This is a genomic window from Deinococcus carri, from assembly GCF_039545055.1.
GTDB classification, from domain to species: domain Bacteria; phylum Deinococcota; class Deinococci; order Deinococcales; family Deinococcaceae; genus Deinococcus; species Deinococcus carri.
This window is the reverse complement of the sequence record NZ_BAABRP010000014.1, coordinates 19,195-37,924: the sequence shown is the minus strand read 5'-3', so window position 1 is coordinate 37,924 and position 18,730 is coordinate 19,195. Positions and strand designations below refer to the sequence as shown.

Genomic DNA, 18,730 nt, shown 5'->3' with positions numbered 1-18,730 from the left:
AGATTGACGTGACCAAGCCCACCTCCCGCCAGCCCACCTCCAGACAACGTGTCACCCGCGCCGACGGCCGCACCATCAACGTGGTCCGCAAGCGCGGGCACCTGAGCTACTGCTTTCACGGCTGCTGCTGCGGGCGCACGGATAAGGGCTACCCCGCCGCTCCCGAAGGCGTGTACAAGGAGGAGTGGACGCGGCGCAAGATGAGAAACGCTGTCCACCTCACCAAGGGCGGTTGCCTGGGGCCGTGCTCCCTCGCCAACGTCGCCCACCTCGTCTTCGACGGGCACGACGTGTGGTTCCACTCGGTGAACGACGCCTGGCTGGTGCGGGCCATCTTCGACTACATCGACGCGATGCTGGCGGCCGACGGCCACCTGCCCCCGCCCCCGGAACTGGTGGAATACACCTTCAACTATTACGCCTGGGATGCGGCGGGCGGGGCACCGGGCGCAGCGGTGGCCCTGCCGCTGGCGACCCCGGAGGCTCCCGCCGCCCTCTCCGGCTTTGCCCTCCTGACCCACGCCGACACGGACCTGCTCAACCTCCGCGCCGCGCAGGAGACGCTACCGCCCGATTTCGGCCCGGTGACGGGGGTGGCGCTGGGCGGCATCCGGTCGGACACGCAGATGGGCACGCTGCTGTTGGGGGCGGTGGGGCAGGCCGAGGTCGTGCTGGTGCGGATTCACGGGAAGTTCTCGGCGGTGCCGGGGGCGGAGCTGCTGCTCTCGCATGCCCGGAAAGCCGGGCAACACCTGCTGCTCGTCAGCGGCACGAACGAACCCGATGCGGAACTGGCTGCCCTGAGCCTCGCCCCTGCCCACACGCTGGACACCGCCCGCGCCTACCTCGCCGCGAGCGGCTGGCAGAACACGCGGGAGTTGCTGCTGTCCCTCAGCGACACACTGCGCCTGACCGGCTACGGCGCGCAGCCCCCACTGGCCCTGCCTGAGCACGGGATTTATCACCCCGACCTGCCGGAAAACGCCACGCTGGCCGACTGGCAACGCCTCCGCACGCCGGGCCGTCCCGCCGTGGGCGTGCTGCTGTACCGCGCCCACGCGCTCAGCGGCAACACGGCCTTTATCGACGCGCTCGTGACCGCGCTGGACGAGGCGGGGGCGGACGCGCTGCCGGTGTTCACGACCAGCCTCAAGGATGTGGACGGGGCCGGGGACCCCAAAGCCTTCGCCCTGCTGCGCGGCGAGGTGGACGCCCTGATTTCTACCCTCTCCTTCGCCATGGCCGACGTGCAGGCTGGGGACGTGACGGCGGCGGGGGCGAACGTCGGCGCGCTGGAACGCCTCGGCGTGCCCGTCGTGCAGGGCCTCACCAGCGGCGGGGCGCGTGGGCCGTGGGAAACGAGTGCGCGGGGCCTCAATCCACTCGACACCGCCATGAACGTCGCCCTGCCGGAGTTCGACGGACGGATTATTGGCGTGCCCTTCGCCTTCAAGGAGCAGGAAGCGGGGGAGGCCCGCCGCCTGGCCGCCGACCACGAGCGCACCGTGCGGCTGGCCGGCATCGCCGTGCGGCTGGCGCGGCTGCGGCACCTGCCCAACTTCGACAAGCGGCTGGCCTTCGTCTTCACCAATTCCACCGCGAAGGCGTCTCAGGTGGGCAACGCGGTGGGGCTGGACTCGGCGGCGTCGCTGCTGCGTATCCTCCACGCGCTGAAGGCGGAGGGCTACGACGTGGGCGAGCTGCCCGCCACGAGTGATGAACTGATGCACGCGCTCATCGAGCGCACCTCCTACGACACCACGCAGCTCACCCCGGCACAGCTCGCGCAGGCCGCCGCCCACGTCCCGGCCGACCTCTATGCCCGCTGGTTCGCCGACCTCCCCGACAGCCAGCAGCGGCGGATGCGCCAGCAGTGGGGCAACCCGCCCGGCGAGGCGTATGTGCATGACGGGGCGCTGGCCCTCGCGGGGCTGCACTTCGGCAAGGTGTTCGTGGCGCTGCAACCCCCGCGCGGCTACGGCATGGACCCCGACGTCATCTACCACACGCCCGACCTCCCGCCCACCCACCACTATCACGCCCTCTACCGCTGGCTGCGCGAGCCGCCGGAGCTGGGGGGCTTCGGCGCGCACGCGCTGGTGCATGTGGGCAAGCACGGCACGCTGGAATGGTTGCCCGGTAAGGGCGTGGGCCTCAGCGCGAAGTGCTTTCCCGACTCGCTGCTGGGCGACCTGCCGCTGTTTTACCCCTTCGTCATCAACGACCCCGGCGAGGGTACGCAGGCCAAGCGCCGCGCCCACGCGACCATCCTCGACCACCTGCCGCCGCCGCTGACCCGCGCGGACACTTACGGCCCGCTGGCCGAACTGGCCGCCCTGGTGGACGAGTATTACCAGCTCGAACTGCTCGACCCCTCCAAGCTGCCGCTGCTTCAGGGCCAGATCTGGGAATTGGTGCAGCAGGCGAACCTGGGCACCGACCTGGGCCTGGATTTGGGAACGGTGCTCCGGCGCGACCACGGCGACCACGTCCACGAGTGGGACGACGAGTTCACCGAGGAAGGCGTACCCGTGACGTTGAGTGAGATGAACGGCTCCGACGTGGCGCACCTGCTCGAAGACATCGACGGGTATCTGTGCGAGCTGGGCGCGGCGCAGATTCGGGACGGGTTGCATACTTTCGGGCAGGCTCCGGAGGGCGAGCAGTTGCCGGAAATGCTTCGCGCCCTGACCCGGCTGGCGAACGCAGACGTGCCGGGCATGAACGCGGGGCTGGCGGCAGTGCTGGGGCTGGACCTGAACGCCCTGCTGGATTCGCCTGGAACGCGGTTGGACGCACGCCCCGACCTCGACGCACTCGCGGGCCGCCCCGTCCTCACGCACGGCGACGCCCTCGAACTCCTCGACGAACTCGCCCTGCACCTCTACCAGACCTTGCAGGCGCGGCACTTCGACCCCGCCGCCATCCCCGATGTGCTGGCCCTCGCGCTGGGGGTGCGCGACGATGACGGGACGCTGCCGCAAACGCTGGCCTACGCCTGCCGGGTCCTGAAACCGAATCTGGACGCGACGACGGATGAAATCACTCACCTGCTCGCGGGCCTCTCCGGGCGGTATGTGCCTGCCGGGCCGAGTGGGGCACCGTCGCGCGGGCTGGCGCACATCCTGCCCACCGGGCGCAACTTCTATGCGGTGGACCCTCGCGCGCTGCCCTCTCAGGCGGCGTGGACGGTGGGGAGCAGCCTCGCGCGGGAGGTGCTGGAACGGCACCTGAAGGAAGCCGGGACGTACCCCGAACACGTCGCCATCAGCGTATGGGGCACCTCTAACATGCGGACGCAGGGCGACGACGTGGCGCAGATTCTGGCGCTGCTGGGCGCACGGCCCCTCTGGCACCCCCAGAGCCGCCGCCTGACGGGCGTGGAACTCGTTCCCCTCGCGGAACTGGGCCGCCCCCGCATCGACGTGACGGTGCGCCTGAGCGGCTTTTTCCGTGACGCCTTCCCGCACCTCATCGCCCTGCTCGACGAGGCGGTGAACCTCGCCATGCAGGCCGACGAGCCGGAGGAACAGAACTTCCCCCGCAAGCACTACCTGACCGACCTGCGGGAGCGGCTGGCCGACCTCCCGCCCGAGGAGGCGCAGGCCCGCGCGAGTTACCGCCTGTTCGGCAGTGCCCCCGGCACCTACGGCGCGGGCATCCTCGACCTGATTCACGAGGGGAACTGGCAGGACGAGGCCGACTTCGCCCGCACCTTCATCAACTGGGGCGGGTACGCCTACACGGCCGCCGAGGCAGGCACCGACGCCCGCGAGGACTTCCGCGCCCGCCTCTCGCAGACGCAACTCGTGCTGCACAACCAGGACAACCGCGAACACGACATCTTCGACTCCGACGATTACTTGCAATTCTTCGGCGGCATGATTGCTTCCGTGCGTTCCCTCAGCGGCACCCAGCCCCGGCACTACTTCGGGGACACCGCCAACCCCGAACGGGCGCGCGTGCGCGACCTGGGCGAGGAGGCGCTGCGGGTGTACCGCTCGCGGGTGATCAACCCCAAATGGCTGGAGGGCATCCGCCGCCACGGCTACAAGGGCGGGCTGGAGCAGACGGCGACGGTGGATTACCTCTTCGGCTTCGACGCGACCGCCCAGATTGCCCATGACTTCATGTACGAGGGCGTGGCGCAGGCGTATGCGCTTGACCCGGAGAATCAGGCGTTCCTGCGGGAATCGAACCCCTGGGCGCTGAACGCGATTGCCGGGCGGCTGCTCGAAGCCCACGCCCGCGACCTCTGGACACCCGAGCAGGCGACGCTGGACGCCCTACAGAACCTGCTCGCGGAGAGCGAGGGACTGCTGGAGGACCGCGGCGAAGCGGCGCGGGTGGGGGGATGACCCTGCCCACCCCCTTTCCCCGCTGGCGGGCGCAGGTGCTGGCGGCCCGCTCGGAGCGCTGGCGGCCGGAGCGCGACCGGGCATTCTGGGCGCGGCACGCCGCCGAGTACGACCACAATATGCCGCCGCTGCCGCAGACGGTGGCCTGGCTGCGCGCCCGGCTGACTGGCCTGGAGAGCCTGCTGGATGTCGGCGCGGGCACCGGCCGCCTGCTGCTGCCGCTGGCGGACGTGGCGGCGCGAGTCACGGCGCTCGACCCCTCGCCGCACATGCTGGAGCAGTTGCGAGGCAAGCACCCGCCGGGGCATGTGCAGGTGCGTGAGCAGTGTCTCGCCCAGGCTGCCGCCGACCCTGGCCTGCCCCCGCACGACGCGGTGCTGGTGGCCTGGGCGCTGGCCTACGAGCCGGAACTGGAAACGGCCCTGCGCCGCCTGCTCACCCTGACCCGCCGTGACCTCTATCTGCTGGAGGACGACGGCGAGGGCAGTCCACATGTCCGCTTGCGCCGCGAAGCGAGGGACCAGACCCCGCCGCGCCGCGCCACCCTGCTCGCGGAGGCGCTGGCCGCGCTGGGCCTGCCGTGTGAACGCTGCACCATTCCGGAGGAACTCACCCTGACTTTCCCATCCACCGCCGCGCTGCTGGAATACTGCCGCCTGCTGCCGCCGGAAGCCGAAACGCTGCGCTGTTTGGCCCCTTTTCTGACCCCCTGTGGCGAGGGCTGGCGCTACCGCTGGACCTTCGCGGTGCATGTGCTGCACGTGCCGCTGGGGGGCCGCGCATGACCCCCCTCTACCCCCTCTCCGCCGTGGCCCACCAACCGGAGCTGCTGCTGGCCCTCTCCCTGCTGGCCGTCTCGCCCGACATCGGCGGCGTGCTGATTCGCGGCGACCGGGGCGCGGCCAAGAGTACGGCGGCGCGCGGGCTGGCGGCCCTGCTCCCGCCCGCGCCGGACGGCAGCCCCGCCCCCTTCGTGAACCTGCCGCTGGGCGCGACCGAGGACCGCGTGGTGGGCACCCTCGACCTCGACGCGGCGCTGCGGGGCGAGGTGCGGCTGAAGCCCGGCCTGATTGCGGGCGCGGATGGCGGCGTGCTGTACATCGACGAGGTGAACCTGCTGGCCGACTACCTGGTGGACGTGCTGCTCGACGTGGCCGCGATGGGCGTCAACCGCGTGCAGCGCGACGGCCTGAGCGCCGAATACCCCGCCCGCCTCGCGCTGGTGGGCAGCATGAACCCCGAGGAAGGCACGCTGCGCCCGCAATTCCTCGACCGCTTCGGCCTGTGCGTGGACGTGCAGGCCCCGGCCGACCCGGTGCAGCGGGCCGACATCGTGCGCCGCCGCATGGCCTTCGAGGCCGACCCGCCGGGGTTTGCCGCCGTCTGGGAAGCCGAGGAAGCCGCGCTGGCCGCCCGCCTCGCCGCCGCCCGGCAGTGCCTGCCGCGTGTGCGCGTGCCGGATGCCCTGCTGGACAGCATCGCCGCCCTGAGTGCCGGGGCGGGTGTGCGGAGCTTGCGCGCCGACCTGGTGCTGTACCGCGCCGCCCGCGCCCTGGCCGCGCTGGAAGGCCGGGGGGAAGTGCGCGAGGCCGACCTGCACCGCGTCGCCCCCCTCGTTCTGGCGCATCGCCGCGACCCACGCCTGCCGCCCCCGCCGCCACCCCCCGCACCCCCGCCCGAAGCGGACCCGCCTTCGCCGGAGGAAACGCCGCCCCAACCTGAGCAGAACGGCCCTCCCGCCCCGCAGGACACGCCGGAGGAGGTCTTCGCGCCCACCGCAAATGCCGTGCCCCTGACCCTGCCCCCCGCGCCCGCCCCCGGTGCGCGCCGGGGCGAGGGCGGGCCGGGCCGCGTGGTGCGGAGCGTGCCCGACCCGCAAACCGCCACGCTGGCCGTGCCCGCCACCCTGCGCGCCGCCCTGACGCGCACGGCGGTGGCTGGAGGGGGCACCGTCACCCTCACCCGTGAGGACTTTCGCGCCCCCGTCCGCGAGGAGGTCACGGGCCGCCGCGTGCTGTTCGTCGCGGACGCGAGCGGCAGCATGGGCACCCGCGAACGGATGGGAGCCGTCAAGGGCGCGATGTTGGAGGTGCTGGCCGAACAGGGGCGGCGCGACCGGGTGGCCCTGCTGACCTTCCGGGGGGCGGGAGCCACGCTGGCCCTGGACTTCACGACCGACGCTGCCGCCGCCGAAGCCGCCATCACCGCCGCACCAACCGGTGGCCGCACGCCGCTGGCCCACGCGCTGCACCTGGCCGCCGAGGTCTTGGCCGGGGAGCGGCACGCCCAGCTCGTGCTGTTCACCGACGGCCGCGCGAACGTGCCGTTGACGCCCGGCGGGGACGCCTGGGCCGACGCCCTCGCCGCCGCCCGCGCCCTGCAGGGCGTGCTCGCCCTCGTCGTGGACACCGAGACGGGGCATGTCCGGTTGAACCGCGCGGCGCGGCTCGCGGAGGTGCTGGGGGCCGACCTGACTACCCTGGAGGGGAACCGATGAAACGCCTCGTCCTCGCCGCTCCGCATTCGGGTAGCGGCAAGACCACCGTGGCCTCGCTGCTGTGCCTGGCGCTGCGGCAGCGCGGGCTGAAGGTGGCCCCCTTCAAGCTGGGGCCGGACTATCTCGACCCCACGCACCTCACGCGGGCAGCCGGGCATCCCGCCCGCAACCTCGACTCGTTCCTGCTGCCCCCCACGCGGCTGCGCGAACTGTTCGCCCGTGCCGCGGCGGGGGTCGACATCAGCATCTTGGAAGGCGTGATGGGCCTCTATGACGGCCGCGACCCCGCCAGCGACGCCCACTCCACCGCCGACCTCGCCCGCCTGCTGGAAGCCCCGGTGGTGCTGGTCATCGACGCGGGCGGCAGCGCGCGGACGGTGGCGGCAGTGGCGCATGGTCTGCGCTCCTTCGGTCAGGGGCAGGGCGGGCCAGACGTGAATGTGGTCGGCGTGATTCTCAACCGCGTGGCGGGCGAGCGGCATGCTTCTCTCTGCGAGGTGGCCCTCTCGCAAATCGGGCTGCCGGTGCTGGGGTTCGTCGCGCGGGACCAGACCCTGCACCTCCCCGCCCGGCACCTGGGGCTGCTGAGTGCAGAGCAGGCGAGCTGGGATGAAGAGGACGCGCTGCGAGCCGCCGCGACCCTGCGGCTGGACGCGCTGCTGGCGGCAGCGGACGCGCCCGCGTTGCCCCTGCCCGCACCCGCCCGGCACCGCCCCGAACGCCGCGCCCGCATCGCCTACGCGCTGGACGAGGCGTTTCACTTCTACTACCCCGACGCGCTGGACGCCCTGCGGGACGCGGGCGCGGAACTCCTGCCCTTCAGCCCATTGCGGGACGCCGGATTGCCGCCGGACGTGGGCGGCGTTCTGCTGGGCGGCGGCTACCCGGAAGCGCACGCGGCCGACCTGTCGGCCAACGGCTCCCTGCGGGCGGCCCTCCGCGCTTTTGCCGCGACCGGCCGTCCCGTGGTCGGGGAATGCGGCGGCCTGATGTACCTGGGCGAGACGCTGGAGGACGAAGGAGGCCGCCTGTTCGAGATGTGCGGCGTCATCCCCTACCGCACGCGCATGGCCCCGCGCCTGACACTGGGCTACCGCGACGCGACCGCGCTCAGCCACTCGCCGCTCGCCCCGACCGGTGCGGTGCTGCGCGGCCACGAGTTTCACCACAGCGTGCTGACCCACGCCCCCACGCACCCCGCCTACGCCTGGACCGACGCGGCGGGCACGCGGGTGGAGGAGGGGTACGCGCGGGGCAACGTGCTGGCGAGCTACCTCCACCTGCACTGGGGCGCGACGGCGGAGATGGCGGAGCGGGTGGTGGGGATGTGTTCGTGAGGGGGGAGGCGGTGCGCGGGACGCGGTGCGCGGTGTTGCTGGCGCTGGTGCTGGATGGGTTGGGGGAACCTCCGGTGCGGTGGCATCCCGTCGTATGGATGGGAAACTTCCTGAAGGCGGCGCGGGGGCGCTGGGAGGGCACCACACCCGCGGAGCAGTTCCGGGAAGGTGCGGCGGGTTGGGCGGTCGGGGCAGGGCTGGTGGGCGGAGTGGGGATGCTGGCGGCGCGGCTGCCGGGCGGCTGGGTGACGCGGGGCGTTCTCCTCAAGCCGTTGCTGGCGCGGCGGGCGCTGTTCGGGGCGGTGGGGGAGGTCCATGCGGCCCTCGCGGCGGGCGACCTGCCGGGGGCGCGGCGGTTGCTGGCGTGGCACTTGGTCAGCCGGGACACGTCCGAACTGAGCGCGGCGGAGGTCGCGGGCGCGTGCATCGAGAGTCTGGCGGAGAACCTCAGCGACAGTGTGGTCGCGCCACTGCTGTGCTTCCGGGTGGGTGGCTTGCCACTGGCGGCCCTGTACCGCTACGCCAACACCGCCGACGCCATGTGGGGCTACCGCACGCCCGAACTGGAATACGCCGGGAAGCTGGCCGCCCGTGCCGACGACCTGCTTAATCTGGCCCCCGCCCGGCTGACGGCCCTCTGCGCGCTCCTGGCGGCCCTTCCCGCCAGGCTGGACGCTCCCGGTGCCTTCCGGGTCTGGCGGCAGGATGCTCGCAACACGGCCAGCCCCAACGCCGGACATCCCATGAGTGCCTTCGCCGGGGCGCTGGGCGTGCGGCTGGACAAGCGGGGCGTGTATGTGCTGAACGTGGGCGGACGCGAACCCACCGCAGCGGACCTTCCCCGCGCGCTGCGCCTCGCCCGCCTGACGCTGGCGCTGGCCGTCCTCACCCTGCTGTGGCCTTCCCGGAGTCGCTGTGGCTGACCTGCCCCCCCTGCTGCCCCGCGCGCCGCACGGTGGGCCGACCGCCCGGCTCTTCACGGGGCTGGATTTCAGCGTGAACGCTAACCCCTACGGCCCGAATCCCATGCTGGTGCGGGTACTGCGGGAGGCCGACCACGCCCACTACCCCGACCCGACCTACCGCGAGGTGCGGGAACGGCTGGCGGCCTGGCACGGCGTAGACGTGGACGAGGTGGCTCTGTCGGTGGGCGCGTCCGACCTGCTGCACCGGCTGGTGCGGGCCTTCCTTCCCCCCGGCGGCACGCTGCTGAGCCTGCACGCCCCGTTCGGGGAACTCGCCCGCGCGGCCGCTTTAGCGCGGGCACGGGTGGAGGTCATCAAGGACCTTCCGGAGCAGCTTCCCCCTGGCACGGCCCTGGTGTACGTCGGCCACCCCCACAACCCCACCGGGCGGCGGTCCACGCCGGAAGAACTCGGGCGACTGGCGGACACCTGCGCCACCACCAACGCTCTCCTCATCGTGGACGAGGCGTATGCACCCTTCCTCCCCGCGCACCGCCTCCCGCGCACCGCGTCCCTCCTCCGCCTGCTCTCGCCGGGCAAGGCACACGGCTTGGTCGGTGCCCGGCCCGCCTATGCCCTGGCCGCACCGGAGGTCGTGGTGCGGCTGGACAACCTCGCGCCCGCGTGGCATCTCCCCGCGGGTACGGCAGCGGTGCTGGCGGCGTTGCCCGAGGTGGGGGACTTCTTGGCGGAGACGCTGCCGCGGGTACGCCGGGACGCACAGGAGCTGGCCGCTGCCCTCCAGCGGTTCGTGGCAGTGGAACACCACAGCACGCCATACCTGACCCTGGAAGTCGGGGACGCGGCGCGCGTGACCGCCGCCCTGCTCGAACATGGGGTAAGGGTGCGCGACTGCACCAGCTACGGTTTTCCCGACCGCATCCGCATTTCGACCCGTCTGCCGGGGGAGAATGCGCGGCTGGTGGCGGCCGTGCGGGCCGTGCTGGAGGGAGGACACTGTGGGTAAGGCTGTCATGGTTCAGGGCTGCACCAGCAACGCGGGCAAGAGCTACCTGTGCGCCGCGCTGTGCCGTGCCCTCTCGGACGAGGGGCTGCGGGTCGCGCCCTTCAAGGCCCAGAACATGAGCAACAACGCCGGGGTCACGCCCGCTGGGCTGGAAATGGGCCGCGCCCAGCTCGTGCAGGCGCAGGCCGCGCGGGTGGTGCCCGACGTGCGGATGAACCCCGTCCTGCTCAAGCCCGAGGCCGACACCCGCTCCCAGGTCGTGCTGCTGGGCCGCGCCAACCCGGAACTGACCGCCCTGGGCTGGCGCGAACGCAAGGCGCATCTGTGGCCGCATGTGCAGACCGCCCTGCATAGCCTCCTAGCCGAGTACGACGTGGTGGTCATCGAGGGCGCGGGCAGCCCCGCCGAGGTCAATCTGCGCTCCTCCGACATCGTGAACATGCGGGTGGCGCGGGAAGCCCAGGCGTCCGTCCTCCTCGCCTGCGACATCGACCGGGGCGGGGCCTTCGCGCACCTGCTGGGGACGTGGCACTGCCTGACGCCGGAGGAACGCGCCCTGCTGCGGGGCTTCATCCTCAACCGCTTCCGGGGCGACCCGCGCCTGCTGGCCCCCGCGCCCGAGTGGCTGGAACAGCAGACCGGTGTGCCGACGGTGGGGGTGGTGCCGATGCTGGATATTCCTTTGCCGGAGGAAGACGGGGTATCGCTGCCCGAAGGGCCGAGCGGAGCGAGAAGCGAAAGGCGGGCCGGGCCGCCCCGGTCCGCTCATGACGGCGGCTTCGTCGCCATTGCCCGGCTGCCGCGCGTGTCCAACCTCGACGAGTTCGCGCCGCTGGGGCCGCTCGCGCGCTGGGTGGCCTCGCCCGCCGAGCTGGAAGGGGCGCGGGCCGTCATCCTGCCGGGCAGCAAGAGTACCGCCGCCGACCTCGCGTGGTTGCGAGCGACCGGGCTGGCGGGGGCGGTCACGCGGGCGGCGCAGGCGGGCGTGCCGGTGCTGGGCGTCTGCGGCGGCTTGCAGATGCTGGGGCAGACGCTGACCGACCGGCACGGCATCGAGGGTGGGGGAGAGGTGCCGGGCCTGGGCCTGCTGGACCTCCAAACCGAGTTTGCCGTGGACAAGACCACCCGCCTGACCACCTTCACCGACGTGGAAACGGGCCTGCATCTTCGCGGGTACGAGATTCACCACGGGCAGACGGCGGCGGGAAGTGGTGTGCAGGAACTCGCGCCAGGGCTGCTGTGGCGTTCGGGCAACGTGCGCGGCACCTACCTCCACGGGCTGCTGGAAAACCCAGCGTATCTGGAACGGTTTCTGGGGTGGGCGGGTCTGTCGGCCCCTGAAGGGCTGGACAGCCTCGACGCCCGCCTGGACGCCATCGCCGCGCGGGTCAAGGCGAGCCTGGACTGGAATCTTGTGCGGGGGTGGCTGTGATTGCCCCTGCCCATCTGGTCTTTGTCACGGGCGGCGCACGCAGCGGCAAGAGCGCCTTTGCCGAACGCCGCGCCGCCGCTTCCGGGGAGGGCGTGACCTACCTCGCCACCGCACAGGCCTTCGACGCCGAGATGGAAGACCGCATCCGCCGCCACCGCGCCGACCGCCCGGCGGGCTGGCAGACGCTGGAAGAACCGCTGGAGGTGCCTGCCGCCGTTCACCGCGTGCAGACGCCCGTGCTGCTGCTCGACTGCCTCAGCCTCTGGGTCAGCAACCTGATGCTGACCGACCTCCCCGACGAAGCCATCCTGGCCCGTGCCGATACCCTGCTGACCGCCGCCCGCACCCGCCCCGGCCTGACCGTCCTCGTGACGAACGAGGTGGGCCTCGGTATCGTCCCCGACAACGCCCTGGCCCGCCGCTACCGCGACCTGCTGGGTTGGGTGAACCAGCGCGCCGCCGCCGCCAGCGACGAGGCGTGGCTGCTGGCGAGCGGCCTGCCCCTGCAACTCAAGCCCACGCCTTTCCTGACCCCTCACCCCTAATCCCTAATACCTCCCAAGGAGTCCCATGCACCCCGACCTCGCCGCCCTCATCGCCGCCGTTCACCCCGCCGACCCCGCCGCCATGGGGGCCGCCCGCGAGCGGCAGGCCCAACTGACCAAGCCCACTGGGGCGCTGGGCGACCTCGAAAGTTTGGCCGTGCGGCTGGCGGGGGTCTTCGGGACCGAGAAGCCTCATCCGCGCGGGGTGGCGGTGCTGGTGGCGGCGGGGGACCACGGCGTGGCGGCAGGCGGCGTCAGCGCCTATCCCCCCGAGGTCACACCCGCGATGGTGGCGAACTTCCTGGCCGACACGCCTGCCGGGCCGGGCGGGGCCGCCGTCAACGCCATTGCCCGCACGGTCGGCGCGCGGGTCTACGTGATGGACGCGGGCGTAAATGCCGACCTGCCCAACCACCCCGCCCTTGTCAGAGCGGCTGTGCGCCGGGGCACGCGCGACCTGCGCCGCGAGGGAGCCATGACCCGCGAGGAGGCCGAAACGCTGGTGCTGGCCGGGGCCGCCCTGGCCCGCCGCGCAATAGAGGAAGGCGCGGACCTGCTGGTTCCCGGCGAGATGGGTATCGGCAACACCACGCCCGCCGCCGCCCTCACCGCCCGGCTGCTGAACCTCGACCCGCAGGGGGTGACAGGCCGCGGCACCGGGGTGGACGACGCCACCCTCGCGCGCAAGGTGGAGGCCGTGTGCGCGGCTCTGAATCGCCAGGCCAGCGACCCCGCCGACCCCCTGGGTGTGCTGGCCGACCTGGGCGGCTTTGAAATCGCGGCGATGCTGGGGATGATGCTCCAGGCCGCCGCCCTGAGACGCGCCGTGATTCTCGACGGGTTCGTGGAAGGCAGCGCCGCGCTGGTGGGCATGGCCCTCGCCCCTGCCCTGTGTGACTTCCTGTTCCCGGCGGGCGAGTGTGCCGAGGTCGGGCACGCGGCGCAACTCGCGCACCTGAACCTGAAGCCAATGTTCCGTCTGGGCCTGCGCCTGGGCGAGGGCACCGGGGGCGTGCTGGCCGCGCCGCTGCTGCTCTCGGCGGCGGCCACCCTGCGCGAGATGCGGACCTTCGCCGAGGCGGGGGTACCGGGGGGCAGTGAGGGCTAACCACGGTGTCCAGCATTTCTGTCCTGTTCGCTGGCCGCTGGAAACTGGTGGCTGTTCGCCCTACCCCTCCAGCAGCTTCCGCAGGTGGTACAGCTGGGCACCATGCCATTCCGCCCGGTCCTCCACGTGGGGCTGGATGCCGTCCACATAGCCCAGCGCGCGCAGCAGTTCGCCTGCCCGCAGCCCGTCGGCGTGCAGGATGCGCAGCTCCTCCAGTGGTAGAAGGTCGGTCCAGGCGGCCAGATAGGCGGCGTGGGCCTCCTCCACGGCCTCGGCCGGGGCTTCCGCGAAGTACGCCGCGTTCGCGTCCAGAAAGGGATGGAGGCGGCAGGCGTCCGACCAGTCCAGCACGGTGAAGCGGCCCGCCCCGTCCACCACCACGTTCCCGCCGTGCAGGTCGCCGTGGCCCAGCGTGAGCGGCAGCGGGCTGGCGGCCAGGCGGGCGAGTGCTGCTTCCAGTTCGGGCCGCCGTGCGTGCAGGGCTGCCGCCTCCTCGGGGGTCAGGCCGCCCTCCTCGCCCACCAGCAGGCAGGCGTCCGAGAACAGGTCGTCCAGCCGGGCGCGTAGAAAGCTGGGGCTGCGGTCTTGCAGGGGCAGGTGCGGCAGCAGGGGCACGCTCCGGCGCTGCACCCAGGCCAGATGCCGCATCAGCGCGGGCAGGTCCGGGGCGTCCTGGGTCTGTCCGGCCCCCTTTAGCAGCAGAAACCCGCGTTCCTCGTCGGCGGCCAGCACGGGTGGGGCTGCGCCGGGCAGTTCGGTGGCGAGCGGGGGCGTGACCCGCACCTCCCGCCCGAAGAAGTCCGGCACCGCCTTGAAGTACACCCGGCCCCCGGTCGTCTCCACCTGCCACAGCAGGCTGATTTGCCAGTGTTTCAGCACCATCGGCTCGCCCACTCGCGCACAGCCCTGCGCGGCGAGTTCAGCGTCCAGCCAGGCCAGCGCTCCGGCCTGCCAGTCGGGGTGCATCCAGGGGGCGCGGCGGGACGTGGCGGGCAGGCGGGCGGCCCCGGCCCAGTCCCGCTCGGGGCCGGTCAGGGCATCCGGGGGTCGCCAGTCCAGCCCGTCCAGGCCGTCGGTATGAAGCTGCCAGACCGTCTCCGCGCGCAGCACCCCGTCCTGCTCCCCCAGCGCCCGGAAGTGCAGGCGGCGCAGCAGGCGTGTTCCCGGCGGTGCGGCCTCGCGCACATGCTGCCCGTAGTAGGTGGGCATGGCGACGGTCACGGTCTGGAGGGCCACCCGCTCGCCGTCCGGGTGAAGGAACAGCAGGTGCAGGGCTGTCTCGCGGCGTGGAGCGGACATGCCCCAGGCTGGCACGGGCCGGGCGCGGCACACATCCGCCCTTTGGCCCAGATGAGGAGCGCGCTTCCCTTCCCATGCCCCGCTGACCGCGTACCCTACCCCCATGCCCGACCCCGACCGTGAACTCAATTTCGCCCGCGAGATTCTGGGCAGCCGCTCCTTCCGGGATGTGCCCGACGAGGAGGTGCTGGCGGAGGCCGAACGCCTGCTGGAGGGGTGGATGTCCGGCGAGGTCCGCATGGAGCGCCCCAAGCTCTACGACCACTACGCCCTGCTGCTGCTGGCCCTGACCCGCCAGGTCCGCGCCCTGGAAGCGCGCGTGGCCGCGCTGGAAGGCCGTGATGCCTGACCCCACACCCCGCGTCAAGGTCTGCGGCACCACCTCCCTCCACGACGCCCTGCTCTCCGCCGAGGCCGGGGCCGACGCCCTGGGCTTCATCTTCGCGCCGGTCAGCAAGCGAAGGGTGTCGCCGGAGGTGGCGCGCGAGGCGGGGTTGGCGGTGGGGCCGGTGGTGGCGCGGGTGGGCGTCTTCCTGAACCAGGGGCTGACGGAGGTGCTGCGGACGGCTGAGGCGGCGCGCGTGAGTGCCGTGCAGCTTCACGGCCCGCTGTCAAGTCTTTACGTGCGGGAGGTCGCCCGGTATCATCCCGTTCTGCGCGTTCTGCGTCCCGCTGATCTGGGACAGCCGGACGCGCTGGAGGTCCTGAGTCTCCCCGGCGTCACGCCCATGCTGGATGCCCCGGAGCCGGGAGGTGGCGTGCCGCTGGACTGGGCCGCGCTGCGGGACGTGTTCCCGGCGGGCGCGTGGCTCGCCGGAGGCCTGGGACCCGCGAACGTGGCCGAGGCGGTGCGGGTGCTGCGCCCCGCCGGGGTGGACGCCGTAAGCCGCCTGGAAAAGGCCGCAGGTGTGAAGGACGTGGAACAGGTCCGGGCCTTTATCCAGGCCGCACGTCTCCAGGCCGCGCCGGGCACGTGAAAACGAAGTTATCCACAGGCTAGCGTTTCACTGTGGATAACTTCGCCGAAGCGGGAGCGCCTCCATCCCTAGGTCGAAAACAGCGTGCCAGACGCACGGAAGCCCAGCCACTGCTGCGGGGCCGTTCCCCTTTCTCCACAGGTTATCCACAGGGCCTGTGGATAAGTTTGTGGATAACTTCCGGCCTCCGTGGGGTGGGCATCCTGTTTTCGCGTCACTGTCGCGCTTTCTGCCCGAACCAGCCCCGGATGACCTGCCCAGCTTCGGCCACATCGCCGGGGGTGCCCAGGTCCACGCCTGCCCCGGCGAACGGCACGCGGGCCAGGGTATGGCCCTTCACGCGCAGGTCTTCCAGGTTGCCGTGGTCGCTGCCCAGGACCACCCGCGCGCCCGCATGCAGCAGGCCGGTCAGCAGGGCGTCCGCCCGTTCCAGATAGGCCCGCCCCGCCCGCAACACCTCCGGCGGCGTGGGCGTGCGGCCCCGGTGCCCCAGGTGGTCCCCGAACCACAGGTCGCACACGATGAGGTCATGCTCGCGGGCGGCCCCGGCCAGCGCCTCGCCCAGCCGCGCCACCTCCGCACGGGGCGTCTGCGGCGGCCAGGGTTCGGCGTAGCCCAGGCCCAGGGTCGCGGGCACGGACGGCACGCCGGGCGGATTCAGGGGCAGTCCCGCCGCCAGGAACGAGAAGGGGAAGCAGCCCATGCGGGACCGCCGCGCTCCCCTCTGGGCCGTCTGGGCGGCGAAATACGCGGGCGGGTAGTGGTTGGCGAGGGCCACGCGCGCCCCCGCTGCTGCCAGCCTCCCCGGCAACGCGGACGCCCGCAGCAACTGCTGCAAGGTCGGCCCTGGATGCGGCCCGAAGTGTTCGCCCATCACCCGCACCGCGTCCTGCCCCGTCAGCCAGCACGCCTGCCCGGTCCCCGACTGCGGCAGCCCCGGCACACCCAGCGTCGCGTCGAGCGCGCGTCCGGCCTCCACCAGCGGGCGCAGGGTCGGCAAGTCCGCCTCCCACACCGACCCGGGCGGCGCGTCGGCAGGGTGGCCGACGCCGTCGAGCGCGAGCCACACCAGTCCGGTCATGGGGGGACTCTAGAGCCGTCAGCGAACAGCCGTCAGCATTCAGCAGAACAAACCAGACCTGATCAGCAGACAGCCCCAGCGGGGGCCGGGGCACTCTTGCTGAAAGCTGACCGCTGACGGCTGAAAGCTCTCCTACCCCCGCGCGTACATTCCGCCCACAAAAAAGGCCAGCGCGACGAACACCAGCGAGGCGACCGACACCCACAGGGCTTTGCGAGCGTGGTCCTGCTCCGAGGTCTTGGGCAGCCAGTAGTACAGGACGAGCAGGCCCAGCGCCCCGGCTCCCCCGATGTAATGGACGTACTTCTGAAGGGTGCCTATGCCCTGATCCAGCAGCTTGATGCCGATCATGATCTGCACCATCAGGGCGAGCTGGGCCGCGATGAACACCCCCTGTTCTGTCCGCCCGAACCGTTTCAGGCTGAGAGCGCCGCGCCCGGTCGTGACCACCGTAACCAGAGAGGTCAGCAGCACCAGGGCACCGACGAGCAGGTGGAGCTGGGGTTGCAGGATGATTTCGTCCATATTCCTTCTCCTCGAAGTTGACGTGATGGGAGCCATACCGGCTTTCGGCAGGCGTGCTTACTTACCGTAAGGTAAGGCGTGGAGGATGTCAAGACCGCTGTCTGCTGGCGGGCTGGACGTCATGCGTCTTCCGAAAAGTTCCGGGGAATCCGTCTAAGTCATCTCCCGTATCCTTTTGCCTGCTGGCGGCCCGCTACACTCCCCCCATGAGTGTCCTGCGTGTGGCGGCGGCGGCCTATCCGGTGGATTTCCACCCCGACTGGGCCGCGTATGAGGCGAAGGTGACGGCCTGGGTCGCGGACGCAGCCGGGCAGGGGGCTGACCTGCTGGTGTTCCCGGAATACGCCTCGCTCGAACTCGTCAGCCTGCTGCCGCCCGCGCTGCACCACGACATCCTGGGGCTGCGGCCCGCGCTTCAGGCGTTGTTGCCCGACTTCACGGCGCTGCACGCGCGGCTGGCCCGGCGGCACGGGGTGGCCCTGGTGGCGGGCAGCTTTCCGGTGGCGCGGGGGGGCGGCTACGTGAACCGCGCCCTGGTCTTCGGCCCGGACGGCACCCTAGGCGGGCAGGACAAGCTGCTGATGACCCGCTTCGAGGCCGAGGAGTGGGACGTGGCCCCCGGCGAGGGCGTGTGCGTGTTCGCGTTGCCGCTGCGGGGCGGAGCCGTGGTGCGCTTCGGCGTCGCCATCTGCTACGACAGCGAGTTCCCGGCCCTGGCCCGCCAGCTCGCGGAGGGCGGGGCGGAGGTGCTGGTGGTGCCCTCCTTTACCGGGGCGCGGTCGGGATACACCCGTGTCCAGGTGGGCAGCATGGCCCGCGCGCTGGAAAACCAGTGCTACGCCGTCCACGCGCCGCTGCTGGCCGACGCCGACTGGACGTACGCGGTCGAGCAGGCGGTCGGGCAGGCGGGTGTCTACGCCCCCGCCGACCACGGCCTTCCCGAGACGGGTATCGTCGCGCAGGGGGCATGGAACACGCCCGGCTGGCTAGTCACCGACCTCGACCTGAACCTGATTCGCCGGGTGCGCGAGGATGGCCACGTCCTGAACTGGCGCGACCGCCACGCGGCGCAGGACCGACCCGGCCCCGCCCAGATCGTGCCGCTGGGGGCCGCCGTTCATGGTTGAGGCTCCCGTCGTCCGCGCCCTGACTGCCGCCGACGCGCCCGCCTACCGCGAGGTACGGCTGACCGCGCTGCAAACGGACCCCCTCGCCTTCATTACCACCGCCGCCGAGTTCGCGGTGCGGCCCCTCCCGGACATCGCCGTCCGGCTGGACCCCACTGCCGACGCTGTCACGTTCGGCGCGTTCATGGCCGGGGAACTGGTCGGCATCCTGACCGTCTCGCGGGAGGAACGGCCCGCGCTGCGGCACCGGGGCAACGTCTTCGGCGTGTCGGTCCTGCCCGTCGCGCGGGGGCGGGGCTGCGGGGACGCCCTGCTGCGGGCCGGAATTGCCCATGCCTGCACCTGGGTCGGCGTGACTGCACTGCACCTGGGCGTGACCGAGACGCAGCACGCCGCCCGCCGCCTGTACGAGCGGCACGGCTTCCGGGTGTGGGGCACGCAGCCGGACGCGGTGCGGCACGAAGGGCGCGGGCTGGCCGAGCATCACCTGAGCCTGGGATTGTGACCGGCGG

Annotated in this window: 16 protein-coding genes; 13 read left to right on the top strand and 3 right to left on the bottom strand. The window is 72.1% G+C overall.

Annotation, left to right across the window (positions count from 1 at the left end; translation table 11 throughout):
• Nucleotides 1–8: 8 nt before the first annotated feature.
• From ABEA67_RS14750 to cobT, 9 genes are read left to right on the top strand one after another with little or no spacing between them, the layout of a single operon-like run.
• Entirely contained in the window at nucleotides 9–4,358 is a 4,350-nt protein-coding gene (locus ABEA67_RS14750; RefSeq protein WP_345466554.1) for a cobaltochelatase subunit CobN, read from the top strand.
• On the top strand, nucleotides 4,355–5,143 hold the full coding sequence (locus ABEA67_RS14745) for a class I SAM-dependent methyltransferase (protein WP_345466551.1): 789 nt from the start codon (nucleotides 4,355–4,357) through the stop codon (nucleotides 5,141–5,143). Before ABEA67_RS14750 ends, ABEA67_RS14745 begins: the two co-directional genes overlap by 4 nt.
• Entirely contained in the window at nucleotides 5,140–6,855 is a 1,716-nt protein-coding gene (locus ABEA67_RS14740) for a VWA domain-containing protein (protein ID WP_345466549.1), read from the top strand. The genes ABEA67_RS14745 and ABEA67_RS14740 overlap by 4 nt, the downstream gene beginning before the upstream one ends.
• Complete coding sequence (locus tag ABEA67_RS14735) at nucleotides 6,852–8,192, top strand: cobyrinic acid a,c-diamide synthase CobB (protein WP_345466548.1); 1,341 nt, start codon at nucleotides 6,852–6,854, stop codon at nucleotides 8,190–8,192. Before ABEA67_RS14740 ends, ABEA67_RS14735 begins: the two co-directional genes overlap by 4 nt.
• Nucleotides 8,183–9,115, top strand: a complete 933-nt coding sequence (cbiB, locus tag ABEA67_RS14730) for an adenosylcobinamide-phosphate synthase CbiB (protein WP_345466546.1) — start codon at nucleotides 8,183–8,185, stop codon at nucleotides 9,113–9,115. The genes ABEA67_RS14735 and cbiB overlap by 10 nt, the downstream gene beginning before the upstream one ends.
• Nucleotides 9,108–10,124 (top strand): pyridoxal phosphate-dependent aminotransferase, encoded by a 1,017-nt coding sequence (locus ABEA67_RS14725; protein WP_345466544.1) that lies wholly within the window; start codon nucleotides 9,108–9,110, stop codon nucleotides 10,122–10,124. Before cbiB ends, ABEA67_RS14725 begins: the two co-directional genes overlap by 8 nt.
• 7 nt (nucleotides 10,125–10,131) lie before the next feature.
• Nucleotides 10,132–11,556 carry a cobyric acid synthase gene (locus ABEA67_RS14720; RefSeq protein WP_345466659.1) on the top strand — a complete coding sequence of 475 codons (1,425 nt, stop codon included), beginning with the start codon at nucleotides 10,132–10,134 and terminating at the stop codon, nucleotides 11,554–11,556.
• Entirely contained in the window at nucleotides 11,553–12,101 is a 549-nt protein-coding gene (cobU, locus tag ABEA67_RS14715) for a bifunctional adenosylcobinamide kinase/adenosylcobinamide-phosphate guanylyltransferase (protein ID WP_345466542.1), read from the top strand. The genes ABEA67_RS14720 and cobU overlap by 4 nt, the downstream gene beginning before the upstream one ends.
• Nucleotides 12,102–12,126: 25 nt before the next feature.
• Complete coding sequence (cobT, locus tag ABEA67_RS14710) at nucleotides 12,127–13,209, top strand: nicotinate-nucleotide--dimethylbenzimidazole phosphoribosyltransferase (protein ID WP_345466540.1); 1,083 nt, start codon at nucleotides 12,127–12,129, stop codon at nucleotides 13,207–13,209.
• A 60-nt stretch (nucleotides 13,210–13,269) separates the two neighbouring features.
• Here the strand turns inward: cobT and ABEA67_RS14705 are convergent, their stop codons facing one another.
• A complete protein-coding gene (locus tag ABEA67_RS14705; RefSeq protein WP_345466538.1) occupies nucleotides 13,270–14,508 on the bottom strand; it encodes a phosphotransferase in 1,239 nt (412 codons plus the stop codon).
• Nucleotides 14,509–14,611: 103 nt separating this feature from the next.
• Here ABEA67_RS14705 and ABEA67_RS14700 point away from each other — a divergent pair, with 103 nt between their 5' ends.
• Both ABEA67_RS14700 and ABEA67_RS14695 read left to right on the top strand, forming a co-directional pair.
• Complete coding sequence (locus ABEA67_RS14700; RefSeq protein ID WP_345466536.1) at nucleotides 14,612–14,857, top strand: hypothetical protein; 246 nt, start codon at nucleotides 14,612–14,614, stop codon at nucleotides 14,855–14,857.
• Nucleotides 14,850–15,485: a phosphoribosylanthranilate isomerase gene (locus ABEA67_RS14695; RefSeq protein ID WP_345466534.1), complete on the top strand. Its 636-nt coding sequence runs from the start codon at nucleotides 14,850–14,852 to the stop codon at nucleotides 15,483–15,485. The genes ABEA67_RS14700 and ABEA67_RS14695 overlap by 8 nt, the downstream gene beginning before the upstream one ends.
• 214 nt (nucleotides 15,486–15,699) lie before the next feature.
• On the opposite strand, the gene ABEA67_RS14690 is transcribed toward ABEA67_RS14695, so the two are convergent.
• Both ABEA67_RS14690 and ABEA67_RS14685 read right to left on the bottom strand, forming a co-directional pair.
• Nucleotides 15,700–16,566: a metalloenzyme domain protein gene (locus ABEA67_RS14690; protein WP_345466533.1), complete on the bottom strand. Its 867-nt coding sequence runs from the start codon at nucleotides 16,564–16,566 to the stop codon at nucleotides 15,700–15,702.
• A gap of 132 nt (nucleotides 16,567–16,698) precedes the next feature.
• Entirely contained in the window at nucleotides 16,699–17,091 is a 393-nt protein-coding gene (locus ABEA67_RS14685) for a hypothetical protein (protein ID WP_345466531.1), read from the bottom strand.
• A gap of 206 nt (nucleotides 17,092–17,297) precedes the next feature.
• Between ABEA67_RS14685 and ABEA67_RS14680 the strand changes: the two genes are divergently transcribed.
• Both ABEA67_RS14680 and ABEA67_RS14675 read left to right on the top strand, forming a co-directional pair.
• On the top strand, nucleotides 17,298–18,218 hold the full coding sequence (locus ABEA67_RS14680) for a carbon-nitrogen hydrolase family protein (RefSeq protein ID WP_345466529.1): 921 nt from the start codon (nucleotides 17,298–17,300) through the stop codon (nucleotides 18,216–18,218).
• Nucleotides 18,211–18,723 carry a GNAT family N-acetyltransferase gene (locus ABEA67_RS14675; RefSeq protein WP_345466527.1) on the top strand — a complete coding sequence of 171 codons (513 nt, stop codon included), beginning with the start codon at nucleotides 18,211–18,213 and terminating at the stop codon, nucleotides 18,721–18,723. Before ABEA67_RS14680 ends, ABEA67_RS14675 begins: the two co-directional genes overlap by 8 nt.
• Nucleotides 18,724–18,730: the final 7 nt, after the last annotated feature.

Bases quoted from the DNA above. Each gene is read 5' to 3' on its own strand.
- cobT (WP_345466540.1), top strand. From the start codon at position 12,127: ATGCACCCCGACCTCGCCGCCCTCATCGCCGCCGTTCACCCCGCCGAC.
- ABEA67_RS14690 (WP_345466533.1), bottom strand. From the start codon at position 16,566: ATGACCGGACTGGTGTGGCTCGCGCTCGACGGCGTCGGCCACCCTGCC.
- ABEA67_RS14675 (WP_345466527.1), top strand. From the start codon at position 18,211: ATGGTTGAGGCTCCCGTCGTCCGCGCCCTGACTGCCGCCGACGCGCCC.
- ABEA67_RS14740 (WP_345466549.1), top strand. From the start codon at position 5,140: ATGACCCCCCTCTACCCCCTCTCCGCCGTGGCCCACCAACCGGAGCTG.
- ABEA67_RS14685 (WP_345466531.1), bottom strand. From the start codon at position 17,091: ATGGACGAAATCATCCTGCAACCCCAGCTCCACCTGCTCGTCGGTGCC.
- ABEA67_RS14695 (WP_345466534.1), top strand. From the start codon at position 14,850: ATGCCTGACCCCACACCCCGCGTCAAGGTCTGCGGCACCACCTCCCTC.
- ABEA67_RS14735 (WP_345466548.1), top strand. From the start codon at position 6,852: ATGAAACGCCTCGTCCTCGCCGCTCCGCATTCGGGTAGCGGCAAGACC.
- ABEA67_RS14700 (WP_345466536.1), top strand. From the start codon at position 14,612: ATGCCCGACCCCGACCGTGAACTCAATTTCGCCCGCGAGATTCTGGGC.
- ABEA67_RS14705 (WP_345466538.1), bottom strand. From the start codon at position 14,508: ATGTCCGCTCCACGCCGCGAGACAGCCCTGCACCTGCTGTTCCTTCAC.
- ABEA67_RS14745 (WP_345466551.1), top strand. From the start codon at position 4,355: ATGACCCTGCCCACCCCCTTTCCCCGCTGGCGGGCGCAGGTGCTGGCG.
- ABEA67_RS14720 (WP_345466659.1), top strand. From the start codon at position 10,132: ATGGTTCAGGGCTGCACCAGCAACGCGGGCAAGAGCTACCTGTGCGCC.
- ABEA67_RS14680 (WP_345466529.1), top strand. From the start codon at position 17,298: ATGAGTGTCCTGCGTGTGGCGGCGGCGGCCTATCCGGTGGATTTCCAC.